At 72.6% G+C, this 17,608-nt stretch carries 12 protein-coding genes; 7 read left to right on the top strand and 5 right to left on the bottom strand.

Annotated elements, in window-relative coordinates:
- Window positions 1–9 precede the first annotated feature (9 nt).
- From BM339_RS10340 to BM339_RS10325, 4 genes are all read left to right on the top strand, one after another.
- Entirely contained in the window at window positions 10–2,256 is a 2,247-nt protein-coding gene (locus BM339_RS10340) for a bifunctional glycosyltransferase/CDP-glycerol:glycerophosphate glycerophosphotransferase (protein ID WP_337959906.1), read from the top strand.
- 112 nt (window positions 2,257–2,368) lie between these two features.
- A complete protein-coding gene (locus BM339_RS10335) occupies window positions 2,369–5,770 on the top strand; it encodes a bifunctional glycosyltransferase/CDP-glycerol:glycerophosphate glycerophosphotransferase (protein ID WP_075020700.1) in 3,402 nt (1,133 codons plus the stop codon).
- Window positions 5,771–5,861: 91 nt separating this feature from the next.
- A complete protein-coding gene (locus tag BM339_RS10330) occupies window positions 5,862–6,641 on the top strand; it encodes a hypothetical protein (protein WP_143118345.1) in 780 nt (259 codons plus the stop codon).
- On the top strand, window positions 6,638–7,819 hold the full coding sequence (locus tag BM339_RS10325; RefSeq protein ID WP_021599348.1) for a glycosyltransferase family 4 protein: 1,182 nt from the start codon (window positions 6,638–6,640) through the stop codon (window positions 7,817–7,819). The genes BM339_RS10330 and BM339_RS10325 overlap by 4 nt, the downstream gene beginning before the upstream one ends.
- On the opposite strand, the gene BM339_RS10320 is transcribed toward BM339_RS10325, so the two are convergent.
- Window positions 7,816–9,315 carry a hypothetical protein gene (locus BM339_RS10320; protein ID WP_021599347.1) on the bottom strand — a complete coding sequence of 500 codons (1,500 nt, stop codon included), beginning with the start codon at window positions 9,313–9,315 and terminating at the stop codon, window positions 7,816–7,818. The two genes, BM339_RS10325 and BM339_RS10320, sit on opposite strands and share 4 nt — an antisense overlap.
- Before the next feature lie 125 nt (window positions 9,316–9,440).
- Between BM339_RS10320 and BM339_RS10315 the strand changes: the two genes are divergently transcribed.
- Window positions 9,441–10,445, top strand: a complete 1,005-nt coding sequence (locus tag BM339_RS10315) for a CDP-alcohol phosphatidyltransferase family protein (RefSeq protein WP_075020699.1) — start codon at window positions 9,441–9,443, stop codon at window positions 10,443–10,445.
- A gap of 38 nt (window positions 10,446–10,483) precedes the next feature.
- Here BM339_RS10315 and BM339_RS10310 read toward each other — a convergent pair whose 3' ends face one another.
- Window positions 10,484–11,293 (bottom strand): class I SAM-dependent methyltransferase, encoded by an 810-nt coding sequence (locus BM339_RS10310; protein ID WP_075020698.1) that lies wholly within the window; start codon window positions 11,291–11,293, stop codon window positions 10,484–10,486.
- A 114-nt stretch (window positions 11,294–11,407) separates the two neighbouring features.
- Here BM339_RS10310 and BM339_RS10305 point away from each other — a divergent pair, with 114 nt between their 5' ends.
- Window positions 11,408–12,082, top strand: a complete 675-nt coding sequence (locus BM339_RS10305) for a winged helix-turn-helix transcriptional regulator (protein ID WP_075020697.1) — start codon at window positions 11,408–11,410, stop codon at window positions 12,080–12,082.
- A gap of 14 nt (window positions 12,083–12,096) precedes the next feature.
- Here the strand turns inward: BM339_RS10305 and BM339_RS10300 are convergent, their stop codons facing one another.
- From BM339_RS10300 to wecB, 3 genes are read right to left on the bottom strand one after another with little or no spacing between them, the layout of a single operon-like run.
- Entirely contained in the window at window positions 12,097–14,226 is a 2,130-nt protein-coding gene (locus BM339_RS10300; RefSeq protein ID WP_075020945.1) for a glycosyltransferase family protein, read from the bottom strand.
- 53 nt (window positions 14,227–14,279) lie between these two features.
- Window positions 14,280–15,008: a hypothetical protein gene (locus tag BM339_RS10295; RefSeq protein WP_075020696.1), complete on the bottom strand. Its 729-nt coding sequence runs from the start codon at window positions 15,006–15,008 to the stop codon at window positions 14,280–14,282.
- Window positions 15,001–16,140, bottom strand: a complete 1,140-nt coding sequence (gene wecB, locus BM339_RS10290; RefSeq protein WP_033330215.1) for a non-hydrolyzing UDP-N-acetylglucosamine 2-epimerase — start codon at window positions 16,138–16,140, stop codon at window positions 15,001–15,003. The genes BM339_RS10295 and wecB overlap by 8 nt, the downstream gene beginning before the upstream one ends.
- A gap of 24 nt (window positions 16,141–16,164) precedes the next feature.
- Here wecB and BM339_RS10285 point away from each other — a divergent pair, with 24 nt between their 5' ends.
- Window positions 16,165–17,604, top strand: coding sequence for a glycosyltransferase family 4 protein (locus BM339_RS10285; protein WP_244938439.1), 1,440 nt, complete (start codon window positions 16,165–16,167; stop codon window positions 17,602–17,604).
- Window positions 17,605–17,608 lie beyond the last annotated feature (4 nt).

Raw genomic sequence — 17,608 nt, 5'->3', positions numbered from 1 at the left:
GGTCTACGCGTGAGCTCTGATCACCACGTCTCCCTGAGCATCATCGTGCCCGTGCACAAAGTGCAGGGGTACATCCGGCAATGTATGGACTCGATCCTCGACCCGGATCTGCCCAACCTCGAGGTCATCGCGGTCGACGACCACTCACCGGACGGCTGCGGCGAGATTCTGGACGAGTTCGCCGAGCGGGACTCGCGCGTCAAGGTGCGGCACCTCACCGAGAACGTCGGGCTCGGGCACGCCCGCAACGTCGGCCTCGACATGGCGACCGGCGACTACGTCTGGTTCTTCGACAGCGACGACTACGCGACCGAGGGCGCCGTCCGCGCCATCTGCGACCGGCTCGCCGAGACCCGCCCCGACGTGCTCGTCTTCGACTACGCCCGCTCCTACTGGAACGGCAAGGTCAAGCGCAGCATCATCAACCACCTGTTCCGCGAGCCGCCGGCGCCGGACGTGTTCACGCTGGCCGAGCGGCAGAGCGTGCTCGAGATGATGATGACGGCGTGGAACAAGGCGATCCGCCGGGAGTTCCTGCTCGACCTCGGGCTGCGGTTCAGCGGCGGCTACTACGAGGACGTCAACGTCACCTACCCGATCCTGATGGCCGCCGAGCGGCTCAGCCTGCTGGACCGGGTCTGCTACATCTACCGGCAGCGCCGCCGCGGCGCGATCACCAAGACGACCGGCGCCAAGCACTTCGACGCGTTCGCGCAGTACGACCGCATCTTCGAGTTCATGGACGCGATGGGGCCGGAGGCCGACCAGTTCCGGCCGCTGATGTTCAGCCGGACGATCTGGCACCTGCTCGTCATCATCGAGCGCGGCGACCGCGTCCACGAGTCGGAGAACGAGCGGTTCTTCGCCGAGATGTCGAAGACCTACAACCGGTACGAGCCGCCCGGGTACGTCCCGCCGGACCCGGAGGACAAGCCGTACCTCGCCGAGAAGCACCGGCTGATCAAGGCGAACGACTACCGGGGCTTCCAGCGCGTCCGCGCCGCCGAGGCCCGCGACAAGGCGAAGCGCAAGGCCACCAAGAGCGCCCGCATCCGCAGGCGCGGCGTGCTGCTCGGCAAGGAGCTGGCCAAGGAGCGCTACTACCACATGCAGCGGCGCCTCCCGATCGACGAGAACCTCGCCGTGTTCGCCGCGTACTGGTACCGCGGGTACGCCTGCAACCCCGCGGCGATCTACGAGAAGGTCCGCGAGCTGGCCCCGCACATCACCCCGGTGTGGGTGGTGAAGCCGGGGGCGCGCAAGACCATGCCGGAGGGCGTCGACTACGTCGTCGCCGGGTCCGCCGAGTACTACCGGACGCTGGCCCGCGCGAAGTACTTCGTCAACAACGTGAACTTCCCCGACAACTACGTGAAGCGGCCGGGGCAGGTGCACATGATGACGCAGCACGGCACGCCGCTGAAGAAGATGGGCCTCGACCAGATGGAGTACCCGGTCGGCGCCAACGACATGGACTTCAAGGCCCTCATCACCCGGTCCGACCGCTGGGACTACCTCGTGTCGTCCAACCCGCTGTCGACCGAGGCGTGGGAGCGCGGGTTCCCGTGCGACTACGAGATGCTGGAGATCGGCTACCCGCGCAACGACCGGCTCGTGCGGACCACCGAGGACGAGCGCACCCGGATGCGCGCCGAGCTGGGCGTCCCGGGCAACGCGACCGCGATCCTGTACGCGCCGACGCACCGCGACTACCAGCGCCGCTACAGCCCGATGTTCGACATCGGGCGGGTCATGGCCCGGCTCGGCGAGGGGCACGTGCTGCTGCTGCGGGCGCACTACTACTACAAGATCAAGAACTTGGCGGCGGACATGGGCTGGCCGGAGGGCCGGGTCATCGACGTCTCCAAGCACCCGTCCGTCGAGGACCTCATGATCGCCTCGGACGCGCTGCTCACCGACTACTCCTCGGTGATGTTCGACTACGCCAACCTCGACCGGCCGATCGTGATCTACGCCAACGACTGGGAGACCTACAAGCTCACCCGCGGCGTCAACTTCGACCTGACGGCCACGCCGCCCGGGGTCGTCGCCGCGACGGAGGCCGAGCTGGTCGACGCGTTCGTGTCCCGGGCGGCCTGGAGCGACGCCGCGGCGAAGAACCTCGCGAACTTCCGCGCCCGGTTCTGCCCGTGGGACGACGGCAACGCCGCCGAGCGCGCCGTCCGGCGGATGTTCCTCGGGGAGAAAATCCCGAATCCTCCGCACCAGCCCCCATCGTCGCCCGCGCCGCAGTAGCATCCGGCGCACACCCCCTCACGCTCCCAGGCGCCCGCCCGCCGCGTGAAGTACCGACAGGCCCGCCGGCATCGCCGCGGGCCCTGGCCAAGTGAACAAAGGAGTGGGTCGCTTGTCCGTCAGCAGGATCAGCGTGATCGTGCTCGCGCACGGAGCCGGAGAGTCTCTGGACGGCACCCTCGCGTCCCTCGCCGCCCAGACGCACCCGGACCTCGCCGTGCTCGTGATGGACGACGGCACCGGCGCGACCGCCGAGACCGCCGTCCCCGACGACCGGTTCCGGATCGTCCGGCAGGGCGCGCTCAGCCGGGGCGCCGCGCGCAACCTCGGCGTCGCCGAGAGCGACGGCGAGTTCCTGCTGTTCGTCAACGGCGGCGACGAGTTCCCCGCCGACGCGGTGGCGACGCTGGGCGCGGCGCTGGAGGCGTCCGGCTCGGACATCGCGCTCGGCCGCGAGGCCGTGCACCGGTGGACGGGGCAGGTGCACGCGTGGCGGCCCGTCAGGGCGTCCCTCGACCCGGTCACCGGGACGGACGTGCGGCGCACCCCCGACCTCGTCGCCGAGCGCAGGATCTCCGGCAAGCTGTTCCGCCGGTCCTTCTGGACGGCCCGCGGGCTGGAGTTCCCCGATCTCGGCCGGTACGACGACCTGCCGGTCGTGCTCCAGGCGCTGCACCTCGCGCAGGGCGTCGACGTGCTGCCCGACGTCGTCCTGCACCGGCGGCGCGAGCCGATCCCCGCGACCACGGAGGCGCAGGAGATCGCGGACGGGTTCGGCGCCGTCACGCTCGCCACCGGCTGGCTCGGCGAGCACGGCCACACCCGGTCGCTGCGGCGCGTGCGGCTGCTCGCGACCGGCGACGAGCTGCGGGTGTTCCTGGACGCGCTGCCGGACGTGCCCGCCGAGGAACGCGACCAGGTCGTCGCGCAGGCGGCGGCGTACGCGTCCGGGCTGCCCGCGAAGCTGCTCGGCGAGGTGCCCGCGCTGACCCGGCTGAAGTGGCATCTCGCCACCACGGGCCGCACGACGGAGCTGGTGAAGGTCGTCCGGTACGAGCGCGGGAAGGCGTCGCCGTCGATCGTCCGCGACCCGCTGCGCCGGTACGTCGTCTACCCGTACTGGAAGGACGCCAAGCTCGACATCCCCCGCGAGGTCTACCGGGCCCGCGACGAGGTGCGGCTGCGGGGCCGGGTGCACGCGGTGAGCTGGTCGGGCGACACGCTCACCGTCACCGGCGAGGCCTACATCAACTCGGTCAGCATGCGGCGCCGCTGGACGTCGGTGAAGACGATGACGCTGCGGTCCGGCGACCGGAAGATCGTCGCGCGGGCGCGGCAGACGCCGAAGCCCGGCAAGAAGTCGGGCTGGTCGGGGTTCGAGTTCACCTTCGACGCGAACCGGCTCCGCGACCACGGGCGCTGGGAGGAGGGCACCTGGAGCGTCGACGCGTCCGTGCTGAACGCGGGGGTGTTCCGGCAGGGCCCGCTGCGCGGCGGCAGCTCCGGCAGCGGCGCCCACCCGCCGTACCACTACGTCGCCGACGACGTGCGCGTCGTCCCGCGGATCGAGGACGGCCGCCTCGTCATCAAGGTCGAGAGGGTCACGGCGCGCGCCACCGCGCTGCGCTGGGAGGACAACGCGCTGGCCGTCGAGGTGGCCGCGGAGGGCCCGGCGCCCGCGGAGCTGGAGCTGGCGCTCGGCGACGACCGCGTCCGGGTGCCGGTCACCGCGGCCGAGGGCGGGTTCACCGCCCGGATCGATCCGGCGGACCTGGAAGGGTCTCCGATGCCGGCCGAGCAGATCGACGACACCCGCGACTGGACGGCCTCCGTCGCGGGCCGCCCCCTCGTCCTCGCCGAGGGCGTCGACGACGCCGAGCGCACGTTCGGCCCGCTGGAGGTGAGCGCGGGCCGCGGCCCGAGCGGCTACCTGCGGGTGCGGCGCACCACCGTCCGGCTCGCCGTCGACGACTGCGTCTGGCGGCCGGACGGCACGCTGGCGCTGACCGCGACGCACCCCGCCCACGACGGCGGGCAGATCGTGCTGCGCGGCCGGGGCCGCCGCAAGGAGCACGCGTTCGACCTCGTCGCCGACCCGTCGTCGGGCGTGCTGCGCGCCGAGGTGCCGGTCGCGGCCGTGCCGGGCGTCGCGGGCGTCCTGCCGCTGCGCCCCGGCCGCTGGGACGTGCTGTTCCGCCCGCAGGGCGGCCGGGCGCTGACCGTCCGGCTGTCGGGGCCGGCGCAGCAGGGCCTGCCGGAGCCGCTGGAGGTCGCGCGCCGCGGGTACGCGCTGGAGTCCCGGGACGGGCGGCTCGCCGTCGCGGTGACCGGCGACGTCTCCGCGGAGGAGAGGAGCGCCGGCGCCAAGTACAGGGAGGAGGCGCGCCGCCGCGTCGACCGCGACGGCCTGCGCGACGCGGTCGTGTTCTCCTGCTTCAGCGGGCGGCAGTACTCCGACAGCCCGAAGGCCGTCCACCAGGAGCTGCTGCGCCGCGGCATGGACCTGGAGCAGCTGTGGGTGGTCAACGACGCGCAGGTGGAGCTGCCGAGCACGCTGAAGGCCGTGCGGCTCAACGGCCGCGAGTGGAACGAGGCGCTCGCCACGTCCCGCTACATCGTGACCAACCACCGGCTGGGCGACGCGTTCCGGCGGCACCCCGACCAGGTCGTCCTGCAGACGTGGCACGGCACCCCGCTGAAGAAGATCGGCAGCGACATCAAGGAGGTGCACTTCGCGTACGCGCCCGGCATGAAGAAGGCGCTGCAGGCGAAGTCCGCCGGGCCGTCCGTGCCCGAGTGGAGCCACCTGCTGTCCCCGAACCCGTTCAGCACGGAGATCTTCCGCCGGGCGTTCGCGTTCAAGGGCGAGATGCTGGAGGTCGGCTACCCGCGCAACGACCTGATGCACAGCCCCGAGGCGGACGCGGTCGCCAAGCAGGTCAAGGAGCGGCTCCGCATCCCCCAGGACAAGCGGGTCGTGCTGTACGCGCCGACATGGCGCGACGACCAGTACTACAGCCGCGGCCGCTACAAGTTCGACATGCGGCTCGACCTGGAGCGCGCCCGCGCCGCGCTCGGCGACGACCACGTCCTGCTCGTCCGGCTGCACACCAACGTCGTGGACGGCGTCACCGAGGACGAGCACGGCTTCGTCCGGGACGTGTCGCTGTACCCCGACATCACCGAGCTGTACCTGATCTCCGACATGATGATCAGCGACTACTCGTCGGTGATGTTCGACTACGCCAACACCGGCCGGCCCATGCTGTTCTTCACCTACGACCTGGCCGACTACCGGGACCGGCTGCGCGGCTTCTACTTCGACTTCGAGGCCGAGTCGCCGGGCCCGCTGGTGGAGACCTCCGACGACCTGATCGAGGCGATCCGCGACGTCGAGTCCGCCACGGCCGGGCACCGGGACCGCTACAAGGCCTTCGTCGACCGCTTCTGCCCGCTCGACGACGGCAGGGCCGCGGCCCGCACCGTCGACCGGGTCTTCGACGCGACCGGTTGAGGCCAGTGGGACCGAACACGCGCGAGAGCATCGCGGGGGCGTTGGTAGGCTGCGCGCCTGCGCCCTCGACATCGGGGAAGGCGAAGGGACCGTGAACGCGGTTGCTGATCATTGCAGGGTCGGGCCGGATGACGACCTGCTCATCCGCTGGCCCGCCCCCGTACCGGACGGGACGCGGATCGTGCTGCGGCACGGCGCGTCCGGCGACGGCCGGGCCGAGCCCCTCACCGGCGACCGCCTCTCGGTGACCCTGCCGGTGGCCGGGCTCGCGCCTGGCGCCTGGGAGGTCCTCGTCGAGGCGGGCTCGATCGCCCGCCCGCTGCTGACCGACGACCCCGGCTTCTCCCACGACGGGCTCCGCGCCTACGCCGCCCTGCCCCGCGACCGCGCCGCACGCGTCGTCCGGCTGCCGGACGGGCGGGCGACGCTGGAGATCCACGAGGTGGTCCCGCACGCCGAGGTCGAGGCCGTGCATCCGGGCGGCGGCGACATCAGGATCGTCGGCCGGCTCGCGTACGCGGGCCCGCAGCCCGGGGAGAAGGCCCGCCTCGTCGCCGTGGCGCGCAAGCGCGAGGGCGCCGTGACGTGGGACGTCCGCCTCGACGGGACCGAGTTCGAGGCCCGCCTGGACGTCCGCGCGTTCGCCGCCTGGGAGCCCGCCCTCTGGGACCTGTGGCTGGACGTCGGCGACGCCGTGCACGCCCGCCTCGCCACCCGGCTGGACGACGCGCCGGGCAAGCGCGGCACGCTGTCCTATCCTCGGCAGGTGACCGCGTCCGCCGACCGGGAGATGACCGTGCGGCCGTACTACACGCTGGACGACGAGCTGTCGATCGCCTGCCACCTCGTCCCCGAGGACGCCGGATCGTGAAGATCACCTTCCTGCTGCTGGAGGCCTTCACGATCGACGGCACGGTGCGCACCACCTTCACGCTGGCCGACGAGCTGTCCCGGCGGCACGACGTGGAGATCGTCAGCGTGCGGCGCACGGCCGACCGGCCGGTGTTCCCGCTGTCGGACCGGGTCCGGGTGCGCTCCCTGGTCGACGTCCGGCCGGAGGCCAAGATCGGGTGGCCGAACGCCGGGCGGGCGAAACGGCTGACGGCCGAGCCGAGCGCGCTCGTCCACCCGGAGGAGCGCAGCTTCAACAAGTACTCCGCGTGGACCGACGAGCGGATCGGCCGGTTCCTGCGCAGGCTCCGCACCGACGTGCTCGTCACCACCCGCGCGGGGCTCAACCTGATGGCGGCGCGGCTGGCGCCCCGCAGGATCATCGTGGTCGGGCAGGAGCACCTCCAGTTAGGCATCAACGACGCCGGGATCCTCGCCGAGATCGAGAAGTGGTACCCGCGGCTGGACGCGCTCACCTGCCTGACGGCCGCCGACACCGAGGACTACGAGCGGATGCTCCCGGACGGGTCCTGCCCCGTCCACACGATCGGGAACGGCCTGCCCGCGCGGGTGTTCCCGCGCTCCCGGCAGGAGAACAAGGTCGTCGTCGCGGCCGGGCGGGTGGTCTGGATCAAGGGCTATGACCTGCTCATCCGCGCGTTCGCGCAGGTCGTGGAGAAGCGTCCGGAGTGGCGGCTGCGGATCCACGGGGACGGCCCGCGGCGCGAGGAGCTGCGCCGCAAGGCGACGAAACTCGGGCTGTACAACAACGTGCTGATGCTGGAGCCGACCGACGACATGGAGGGCGAGCTGGCCAAGGCGTCCATCCTCGCGATGTCGTCGCGCGCCGAGCCGTTCGGCATGACGATCATCGAGGCGTTCGCGTGCGGGGTGCCGGTGGTCGCCTTCGACTGCCCGCGCGGCCCCCGCGAGATCATCACCGACGGGGTGGACGGGCTGCTCGTCCCGCCGGAGGACGTCGGGGCGCTCGCCGAGACTCTGATCCGGCTCATCGACGACGAGGAGCTGCGGCGCACGATGTCGGCGAACGCCCGCGCCTCGGCGGAGCGGTTCGACGTCTCCGTGGTGGCGGCGAAGTGGGAGCGGATGCTGGAGGGGCTGCGCGCCGCGCCCCGCCGTGACACCGGCCGCCGCTAGGACCTGACCTTCTCCCGGGACGCCGGCCGGTCGTCCTCCTCCGCGGCCTCCTCGTCCGGCCGGCGAAACGGCGGGAGCAGCGCCAGGCCGAGCGCGACGCACGCGAACGGCACCGCGGGCACGACGTACCGGTAGTCGAAGTCGGCGGTCGCGGCGGGGATCACCAGCAGCGCCAGGCTCGTCCCCCACGGGAGCAGGGCGCCGGTCCCCCAGTGCCGGACGGGGCGCAGCGGCTCCCAGCGCCCGCGGGACCTCGCGTACGGGAGGGCCGCGGCCAGCCCGCCGAGCAGCAGGACGCCGAGGATCGTCCCCGGCATGGCGACGTGATCCTGGTAGGCGAGGACCTGCCCGGCCCAGGGCCGGACGACCCTGGTCTCGCCGCCGTCGGGGTCGTACTTCTCGGCGGCGAGCGCCTGCTCGTCGCTCCACGCCTCGCCTTCGGGGAACTCGTACTGGAGCCACGTCCAGGGCGTCGGGTACGGCCCGCGGTTCCACTCGAACGCGCGCAGGGTGTCGCGGACGACGACCTTCGCGTAGTCGACGGGCTGGGCCTTGATGGCCTCCACGGCGAACTCGCCGGCGAGGTCGTCGGCCTGGTCGCCGTAGATCCAGCCTGGGATGTCGCGGAACGGGGAGTCGGGCGTCCACATGGCGGCGAACGGCCGGGAGATCCGCGGGTCGGAGCGCTCCGGGCACATGACGCGCAGCTCGGGGCGGGGCTCGATGACCCGGCAGTCGGCGAACGTCGCGGTGCGCCCGTAGAGCCAGATGCTGCCGGCCTTGGCCATCGTGAACCGGCCGTACTCCGCCTTGAACCAGAACATGTAGCCCACGATCGGCAGCGTGAACGCCATCGCGGCCGCCGCGCAGGCCCGCCAGCCCGCCCGCCGGACCAGCATCGCGACGAGGATCACGGCGATCAGCGGGAGACCCGCCGACCGCGTCAGCGCGGCGGCGGCGGCGAGCACCCCCGCCAGGGCCGCGAGCCACCATGGCGCCCGCCGCCGCCACAGGGCCGCGGCCACCGCCGCGAGCAGCAGGAAGGTGAACAGCGAGTCCGACATGAGCATGTGCTCAAGGGCGACCTGGTGGACGGGCAGGAGCACCGGGACCGTGAGCAGCGCCGCGAGAGCCCCGGGCAGCCACGCCCGCCACGCCCACCGTCCGGTCTCGGCGGACGGTGGGCCCGGCGCCACCGCCGCCCGGCCCGCCCGCCAGACCAGGACGTAGACGAGCACGCCGGTCAGCACGCCGATCGCGTGCTGCACCGACACCATCACCGTGAAGCTGTGGAACGGCTTGATCAGCCACAGCAGGAACGGGTAGCCGCTCGGACGCGTCGGCCCGGGCCGGAACTCGATCGCGGACTCCAGGTACTCGGGCGAGTCGCCGAACCACATCGGCGCCGGGTAGCCGAGAACCGCGATCACCCGGATCCAGACCGCCACCGCGAGCACGCAGGCGAACGGCAGGTGGAGCAGGAAACGGACGCGCACCCGGCAACACTACCCAGCGCGATGATCATCATGTGAACCGGCGGATCTCGGATCGGAGACATTGCCGGTGTCCTGAACCGGACAGCCGATAACATCGGACCGCTCCGCACTCTGAAAGGAACTCCATGGCGAACTTCACGCTCGATGACGTTCGGCAACGGACGTACAAGGCGCGTGACGCCTGGTGGACCGTCCTGCTGGTCGACCCGCTCGCGTCCCGGCTGGTCAGGTTCACGGCCAACCGGACGCGCGTGACCCCCAACCAGCTCACCGTGGCGGCGCTGATCCTCGGCCTCGGCGCGGGCGCGTGCTTCGCCGTCGCGTCCTGGCCGTGGCTGCTCGCCGGCGCGGTCCTGTACCACCTGTCGTTCACGCTCGACTGCATGGACGGCAAGATCGCCCGGTTGAAGGGCACCGGCTCGGTCTTCGGCGCCTGGCTCGACTACATCTTCGACCGCGTCCGCGTCCTGGCCTGCGCGATCGCGCTGATGGCCGGCCAGTACGCGGCCACCGGCAACGTCGCCTACGTCTGGACGGCCCTCGGCGTCGTCTTCCTCGACATGCTCCGCTACATGGACGCCCTGGAGATCTACAAGGTGCGCTCCCAGATGCGGTCGACGCTGAACGCGGCGCGCGAGGAGGCCCGCTCGCTCGAACTCGCGGCCCGCCGCGCCAACGGCGAGATCCCCGACGCCGACGAGGACCTGCGCTCCGCCGAGGCGCTGACCGGGGACCCCGAGGCCGACCTGGAGGACCGGGTGGTCGCCGACGACCCGGCCATCGCGGCGATGCAGCAGGGCTTCAACCAGCGCTTCCCCTGGTACGCCCGCATCCGCAACGTGCTGATGGCGGGCGGGATCCGGCCGCACCTGATCAGCGGCATCGAGTTCCAGATGGGCGTGTTCATCGTCGCGCCCATCGCCGCCGCGATCGTCTCCGGCGCCATCATCCCCGTGGTGATGGTCAGCGGCGCCGGCCTGCTGGTCTTCGAGCTGATCATCATCTACAAGTTCTGGCTGTCCAGCCGCGACTACAGCCGGAGCCTCGCCAAGCTGAACGCCAAGATCGAGACCTACCGCTCCGAGCTTCCGGCCGAGTACGCCGAGGCCGCCGTGGGCAGCTCCGGCTGACCCGGCGGCCCGGCGCGGCCCGGCCCGATGCGATCCGGCTACGCCTTCTGCGCGGTGACCAGCAGGTACTCCCAGTCCAGGGTCAGGCCCGTGCCTCCCTGATCGTGGTCGCGGGCGAGGTCGGCCAGCGCCTGGTCGAGGTCGGCGACCTTGCCGGGGTCGTCCGCGATGCGGTCGTAGACGGCGATCGTCGGGCCGTAGTAGTTCTTGAAGTAGTCGCGGAAGCCGTCCGGCTTCTCGAAGAGGTCGACGCGGACCGTCTCCCGCCGGGCCGTGACGCCGGTGACGCGGTCGCCGAGCAGCGCCCGGACGTGGCCGGGGTCGCCCCAGAGCGGCGGCGGCTGCGCACCCGGCGGGGGCGGCGGCGCGTAGGGCTTCATCGTGGCGAACATCCGGCCGATGAAGCCCTCCGGCGTCCAGTTGAGCAGGCCGATCGTGCCGCCCGGCCGGCAGACGCGCACCAGCTCGTCCGCCGCGGCCTGGTGGTGCGGGGCGAACATGACGCCCACGCAGGACAGGACGGTGTCGAACTCGTTCTCCGCGAACGGCAGGGCCTCGGCGTCGGCCTCCCGCCACCGCAGCGTCGCGCCGCGGCGTGCCGCCGCGTCCCTGCCGGCGTCCAGCAGTTCCGGCGTCAGGTCGCTCGCGACCACGTCGGCGCCCGCGAGCGCGGCGGCGACGGCGGCGTTCCCCGCGCCCGCCGCGACGTCCAGCACCCGCTCGCCGGGGCCGACCCCGGCGGCCTGGACCAGGACGCGGCCCAGGTCCGGGATGACCTCCGCGGCCAGCTCCGGATAGTCCCCCAGCGCCCACATCCTCCGGTGCGCGGTCTTCAGCGCGTCCCCCATGACGGCTCCCCTCGTGTCGAGGTGTCCACGCTAGGAGCCGGGCGGGCGCGCTCCTAGTACAGGATCTGTACCGGGATCTGGTGGTTGGAAGCGCGGCGACCTAGCCTTCCCGGTATGGGGGCTTCGTACTACCAGTTCTGTCCCGTCGCCAAGGCGATGGAACTGCTCGACGAGCGCTGGACGCTGCTGATCGTCCGCGAGCTGCTGTCCGGGAGCGAGCGCTTCAACGAGGTGCGCCGCGGCGTGCCGCGCATGTCGCCCACGCTCCTCGCCAAGCGCCTGAACCAGCTGGTCCGGGCGGGGGTGGTCGACAAGCGGGGCGACCGCTACGTGCTGACCCCGGCGGGCGAGGAGCTGCGCCCCGTCGTGGAGGCCCTGGCGGTGTGGGGGCTCCGCTGGATCGGCGAGCTGGGCGACCGGGACCTCGACCCGAAGCTGCTCCTCTGGGACATGCGCCGCAACGTCGACCACGGCAACGTCCCGGACGGCCGGACCGTGATCCTCTTCGCCTTCGAGGACGTCCCGGCGCGTGCCCGCCACTGGTGGTTCGTCCTCTCGGCCGGCGGCGCCGACGTGTGCGACGAGGACCCCGGCCACGACGTCTCGGTCACGGTGGCCACCGCCCTGCGCACCATGGTCCGGATCTGGCGAGGCGACCTCCGCTGGCCCGAGGCCCTCCGCTCCGGGGCCGTCGACATCCAGGGGCCGGAGCCGCTGCGCCGCGGCCTGCCCGGCTGGTTCGCGCTCTCCCCCTTCGCCTCCGTCCCTCGCCCCGCCCTCCAGGGCTGAGCTGCACGGCCGGACTACAGGGCCCCGGCGAGGAGGTCCGTCCACTGGCGGCAGACCTCGTCCAGGCCGTAGGCGGACGTCACCTGGCCGCGGGCCGCCTCGGCGTCGTCCTGCCAGCGGTCCAGGGCGACCGTCGTGGCGATGGACGCGGCCATGGCCGCGGTGTCCTCGTGGATCCAGCGCGGGTCGTAGATGGTGTCGGCGCCGGGCCACGGGAGCAGGGCCGGGACGGCGCCGGACGCCATGCCTTCAGCGGGGGCCAGGTGGAAGCTCTCGTCGTCGCTCGTGGAGAGGACGAAGCCGATGCGGCGCAGCCAGGACGCCACATCACGGCCGTAGGAGTCGAAGACGACGCCTCCGGACAGCAGGCGGGACCGGCGGATGCGCCGGAAGACCTTGTCGTAGTGGGCCCGCTCCTCCTCCTTCTGCCAGATCCACCAGTACTCCCAGGGGAGCTTGGACTTGACGAAGAGGGTGAAGCGGGGGTCGTCGCGGCGCAGCTCCTCGACGACGTCCAGCGCGAGGTCCAGGCGCTTGCGGGAGGGCGCGATGCCGATCATCCCGAGGTGGTGCTCGGCGCCGGGGAGCTTGGCGCGGTCGAGCTGGTGGTCGTCCACCCAGTTCGGGATCGTGACGACCTTGGCGTCCGGCCAGCCGGTGATCTCCCGCGTCAGCGAGGAGTAGTGCGGGCTGACGCAGACCACCCGGTCGACGGCGTCGATGTCGAGCTGCTTCGGCCAGTTCGCGTACAGCTCGAAGCGGTGGAGCCGGACGACGAGGCGCTGGTCCGGGCGTTTGCGCGCGGCGAACCAGAGGGCGTTCGGGCCGCACCACTCGCAGACGACGACGTCCGCCCAGTCGACGAGGTCCTGGCTGCGCTTCTCGTCGTGGGCCTTCAGGGCGGCCCAGTGGTCGACGCGGACCTCCATGTCGGGACGCGAGCGGAGGTAGTCGAGGAGGCGGGTGAAGAACTTCAGGTCATGGCCCGCCACCCCCACGCGGAGGCGGCGCTCCTTGACGGCCATGACCTTGGCGGACGGTTCGGGGAAGGCCTGGGACAGGTACGCGCGGAGCCGCCCGGCGGCGGCGTCCAGGGTGAACCCGGCGGCGGCCGCGCGGCAGCGGTCCGCGGCGAGGGTGAAGACCTCGGGGTTCTTGCCGATGAGGGTCAGGGAGTCCAGGACGTCGTCCTCGGTGGCGGCGAAGAGCGGGTAGTCGGCGCCGAGGAGCCGCTCGTGCATGGGGGTGCGGTTGAGGACGACCGGGACGCCGAGCGCCCCGCACTCCAGGACCTTCGTGGACAGTTCGAGGCTCGTGTCCATGGACGGGTCGCGCCAGGACAGGCCCACGTCGCCGGCGGCGGTCAGGCGCATCGCCTCGGCGCGGGGGTGGCCGCCGTGCCAGACGACGCCCTGGCCCGTCTCCAGCGCGGTCCGCATCCGGGCCGCGAAACCGGGGTCGGACGGGTCGTCGTGGATCTTGTCGCCGACCATGTGGAGTTCGGCGTCCACGCCGCGGACGGAGAGCAGGCGCGGGAGCGACGTCATCTCGTAGGTGTTCCAGCGCGGGGCGAACTTGCCCGTGTAGACGAGGCGGAGCGGGCCGTCCGGCGGTCCGGCGGGACGGGGCTCCAGGCCCTCGGGAAGCACCACGACCGGCGGGAACAGCACGCTCTTCCCGGCCGTGGCCGGGACCGCGCCCTCCAGGAACCCGCGCAGCTCCTCGGTCTGGCACAGCAGGACGCGGGAGGCGTCGGCGATCCGGCGCAGCTCGCCCTTGGCCGAGGCGCCGAACTCGGCCGCGGACTGGGGGACGTCGGTGAGGTACGTCCAGAGCCGCCCGGCGAGCGGGCCCATGGCCAGCTTGCCCGCGAGGCGGCGGCCCCGGACCACGACGAGGTCGTGCGGGTTCTCCGCGTCGACGCGGGCGAGGATCGCGGCGGCGTGCCGGGGCACCATGCCGCCGGGGCCGTCGAACAGCCCCTCGGCGTGCGGGCTGCGGACGGTGACGCCGGGCAGGGCGCGCAGCGGGTCGACGAGCCGGCCGGTCCGCACGGGCGCCTTGAGGACCAGGGTCACCTCGCAGCCGGCGCGGGCGAGCGCCTGGACCATGCCCTGGGCCCAGATCGCCGAACCGTCGATCATGTTGAGGTCGACGTCGCCGTAGACGAGGGCGCGTGGTCGCACGGTGGTTCCTTTCACCTGGTTGAGCCTTTCGAGGGGGGACGACCCCCCACGCCCCCCGGCAACTGCGCGGGCTCCAGCAGCTCGGCAAGCCGGCCCGGCGTCGTGGCGGTGGCGTCCCAGCGCAGGGACGCGAGGGCGGCGGGCGGCGCCTCGCCCCACAGAACGAGCGGAAGCGAGCGCGCGGCGGCGATCCGGCGGATCTCGTCCAGCGCGAGATCGCGGTCGTACATGCCGGGCACGCCCAGGTACGCCCAGGGACCGCCGGGCTCGCCGGCCGCCGCGTCCACCACGACCATGTCCACGTCGGCGGAGCCGAGGGCGGTCGCGGCGTCGTGCGGGTACAGCGGGACGACCTTGGCGTGCGCGGCGAGCGCGGACGCCGTGGCGGGGTTCAGCACGCCCGCGATGATCAGGCCGTCCTGCACCCCCGCGACGAGCAGGCGGTTCTCCGGGCGGTCGGCGCGATCGGGCTGGACGCCGCCCGCGCCGCCCGAGCCGGACGCCGGCACCGGCGCGTTGCGCTTGCGCCACAGCCGGTACAGGTCCTTGGGCAGGCGCTTGCCGCGCTTCGGGTTGCGGGCGGCGCCCGCGACGAGCCGGCCGAACTGGACGGCCGTCGAGGTCTCCAGCGCGGCGAGCCGCTTCTCCATCTCGCCGAGCCGCGCCTCGCGCTCCCGCAGCGTGGCCTTCAGCCGCGCGACCTGCTGGTACGCCTTGGCGTCCCGGGCTGCGTCAGTCACTCAGGTACTCCATGATCACTTCGGCGATGCGGGGCCCGGCCTGGCCGTCCCAGAGGGGCGGCCTGCGGTCCCCCGCCCCAGCGCCCGACTCTCCGTCGCTCAGGGGGGACGACCCCCCTGGCCCCCCGTCCAAGCATTTGCGAACCCCAGGCACCAGATCCTTGAACGTGACGAGCCGGTTGGTGCCGTGCGTGATGGTGATCGGCCGCTCGGTGTTCGGGCGGACGGTCAGGCACGGCACCCCGAGGATCGTCGTCTCCTCCTGGAGGCCGCCCGAGTCGGTGACGACCGCCGCCGCGCCCCGCACCGCCGCGATGAAGTCGACGTACCCGAGCGGCTCCAGGATGTGCACCCCGGCGTGCTCGTCCAGGCCGGCGGCCAGCAGGTTCGCCCGGCCGCGCGGGTGGACGGGGATGACCAGGTCGGCGAGGTCGGCGACGCCGTGCAGGTGCCGGACGAGGACCGCCGCCGTCTCCGGGGCGTCCACGTTCGCGGGGCGGTGCATGGTCGCGAGGACGTACCGCTCCGGCAGCCCGTGGGCCTCGCGCACCGCGGCCGTGTCGAAGGAGTCCAGGTTCGCCAGCAGCGTGTCGATCATCGGGTTGCCGACCAGGTGCGTCCGCTCCACCGGGACGCCCTCGGCGGCCAGGTGCCCGATCCCCTCCGGGCTGGTGACGAAGCACAGCGCGGACAGCTGGTCGGTGACCCGGCGGTTCACCTCCTCGGGCATGGTCATGTCGAAGCTGCGCAGCCCGGCCTCCACATGGGCGACCGGGATGTGCAGCTTGGCCGCGACGAGGGCGGCGGCGATCGTCGAGTTCACGTCGCCGTACACGATGGCGAGCGCGGGTGAACGCCCGGTGAACTCCCGCTCCAGCCCGATCATCAGCGCGGCGGTCTGCTCGGCGTGCCCGCCGGAGCCGACGCCGAGGTTGACGTCGGGCTCGGGCAGCCCCAGCTCGTCGAAGAAGATCTCCGACATCCGCGCGTCGTAGTGCTGGCCGGTGTGGATCACGGTCTGCTCGGCGCCGGCGGCGCGCAGCGCGGAGATCACCGGCGCGGCCTTGACGAAGTTCGGCCGCGCCCCGAGGACGTGCACGATGGGTGCCAACACGATTTCCCTTCTGTTCATCGGGCTTGCCTAACGTCCGGCCCTGTGGCCGAGAAATCCGTGAAGAAGTCCGTCTACCTGGCCGGGCTCGCCTGGCGGCAGCTCCGCGACGACCCCGGCCGGGCGTCCCGGCTGGCCGTCCGGCTGGCCGCCCGCACCCCGGCGGGCGCCCGGCTGCGGCGCTCCCGCCTCGCCGTCCCGAGGCCCAGGGACGTCCGGCGCGAGACGCGGGACCTGCGCCTGCTGCTGGACGAGCCCTCGCGGCCGCGCGAGCGCCGGGCCGTCCAGGGCGGGACCGTGCTGCAGTTCGTCACGAACGCGCTGCCGCGCACGAACGCGGGCTACACCGTCCGCACGCACCGGATCGCGCTCGCGCAGCGGGCCATGGGCCTCGACCCGCACATCGTGACCCGGCTCGGGTATCCGCTCAGCCAGGGGATCGGCGACGCGCGGGCGCGGGTGGACGTGGACGGCGTCCCGTACCACCGGCTGCTGTCCTGGATGCCGGAGGCCGATCCGCGGCGCGTCGTGGAGAAGAGCGCCGACCTCGCGGGCCGGCTGGTGGAGGAGCTGCGCCCGGCGGTCCTGCACGCGGTCAGCAACCACCTGAACGCGGCCGTCGCGCTGGAACTCGGACGGCGGCACGGGCTGCCCGTCGTGTACGAGGTGCGCGGCTTCCTGGAGGACTCGTGGCTGTCGCGCGACCCCGCGCACGACGAGGCCGACGACTTCTACCGGCTGACCCGCGAGCTGGAGACCCGCCGCATGGCCGAGGCGGACGCGGTCGTCACGCTGGGCGAGGCGATGCGGGCGGAGATCGCGTCCCGCGGCGTCCCGGCGGAGAAGATCTTCACGGTGCCGAACGGGGTGGACGAGGCGTTCCTGGAGCCGCTCCCGGACGCGTCCGGCCTGCGCGAGCGGCTCGCCGTCCCGCCGGGCGCCACAGTCGTCGGGCTCACCTCGTCCTTCTACGGATACGAGGGCATCGACACGCTCATCGACGCGGCGGCGCTGCTCCGCGACCGCGGCGCGCCCGTCACGCTGCTGCTGGTCGGGGACGGCCCGGAGCGCGGCGCGCTGGAACGGCGCGCGGCCGGGCACGGCGTTCACGCCGTGTTCACCGGACGGGTGCCGATGGAGCAGGTTCGCCGCTATCACGCCGTCCTCGATGTGTTCGCGGTCCCGCGCAGGGCGGACCGGGTCTGCCAGTTGGTGACGCCCCTGAAACCGATCGAGGCGATGGCCGGGGGAATCCCGGTAATAGCCAGTGATGTCAAGGCTCTGCGCGAAATCGTGGAACCGGGCGTGACCGGCGCGTTAACAGTTCCGGAAGACCCGGAAGCATGGGCGAATTGCCTGGAAGATCTGGCTTACAGTCCGGAAAGAAGACAGAAAATCGGGCGGTCGGCCCGCGAATGGGTCGCGGCGGAACGCACCTGGCGCGCCGTGACGGCCGGATACCGGGCCGCCTACCGAAGGACATAGACCG

The organism is Actinomadura madurae (assembly GCF_900115095.1).
In the GTDB taxonomy this organism is placed as follows: Bacteria; Actinomycetota; Actinomycetes; order Streptosporangiales; family Streptosporangiaceae; genus Spirillospora; species Spirillospora madurae.
This window is presented reverse-complemented; position numbering and strand designations above follow the sequence as displayed.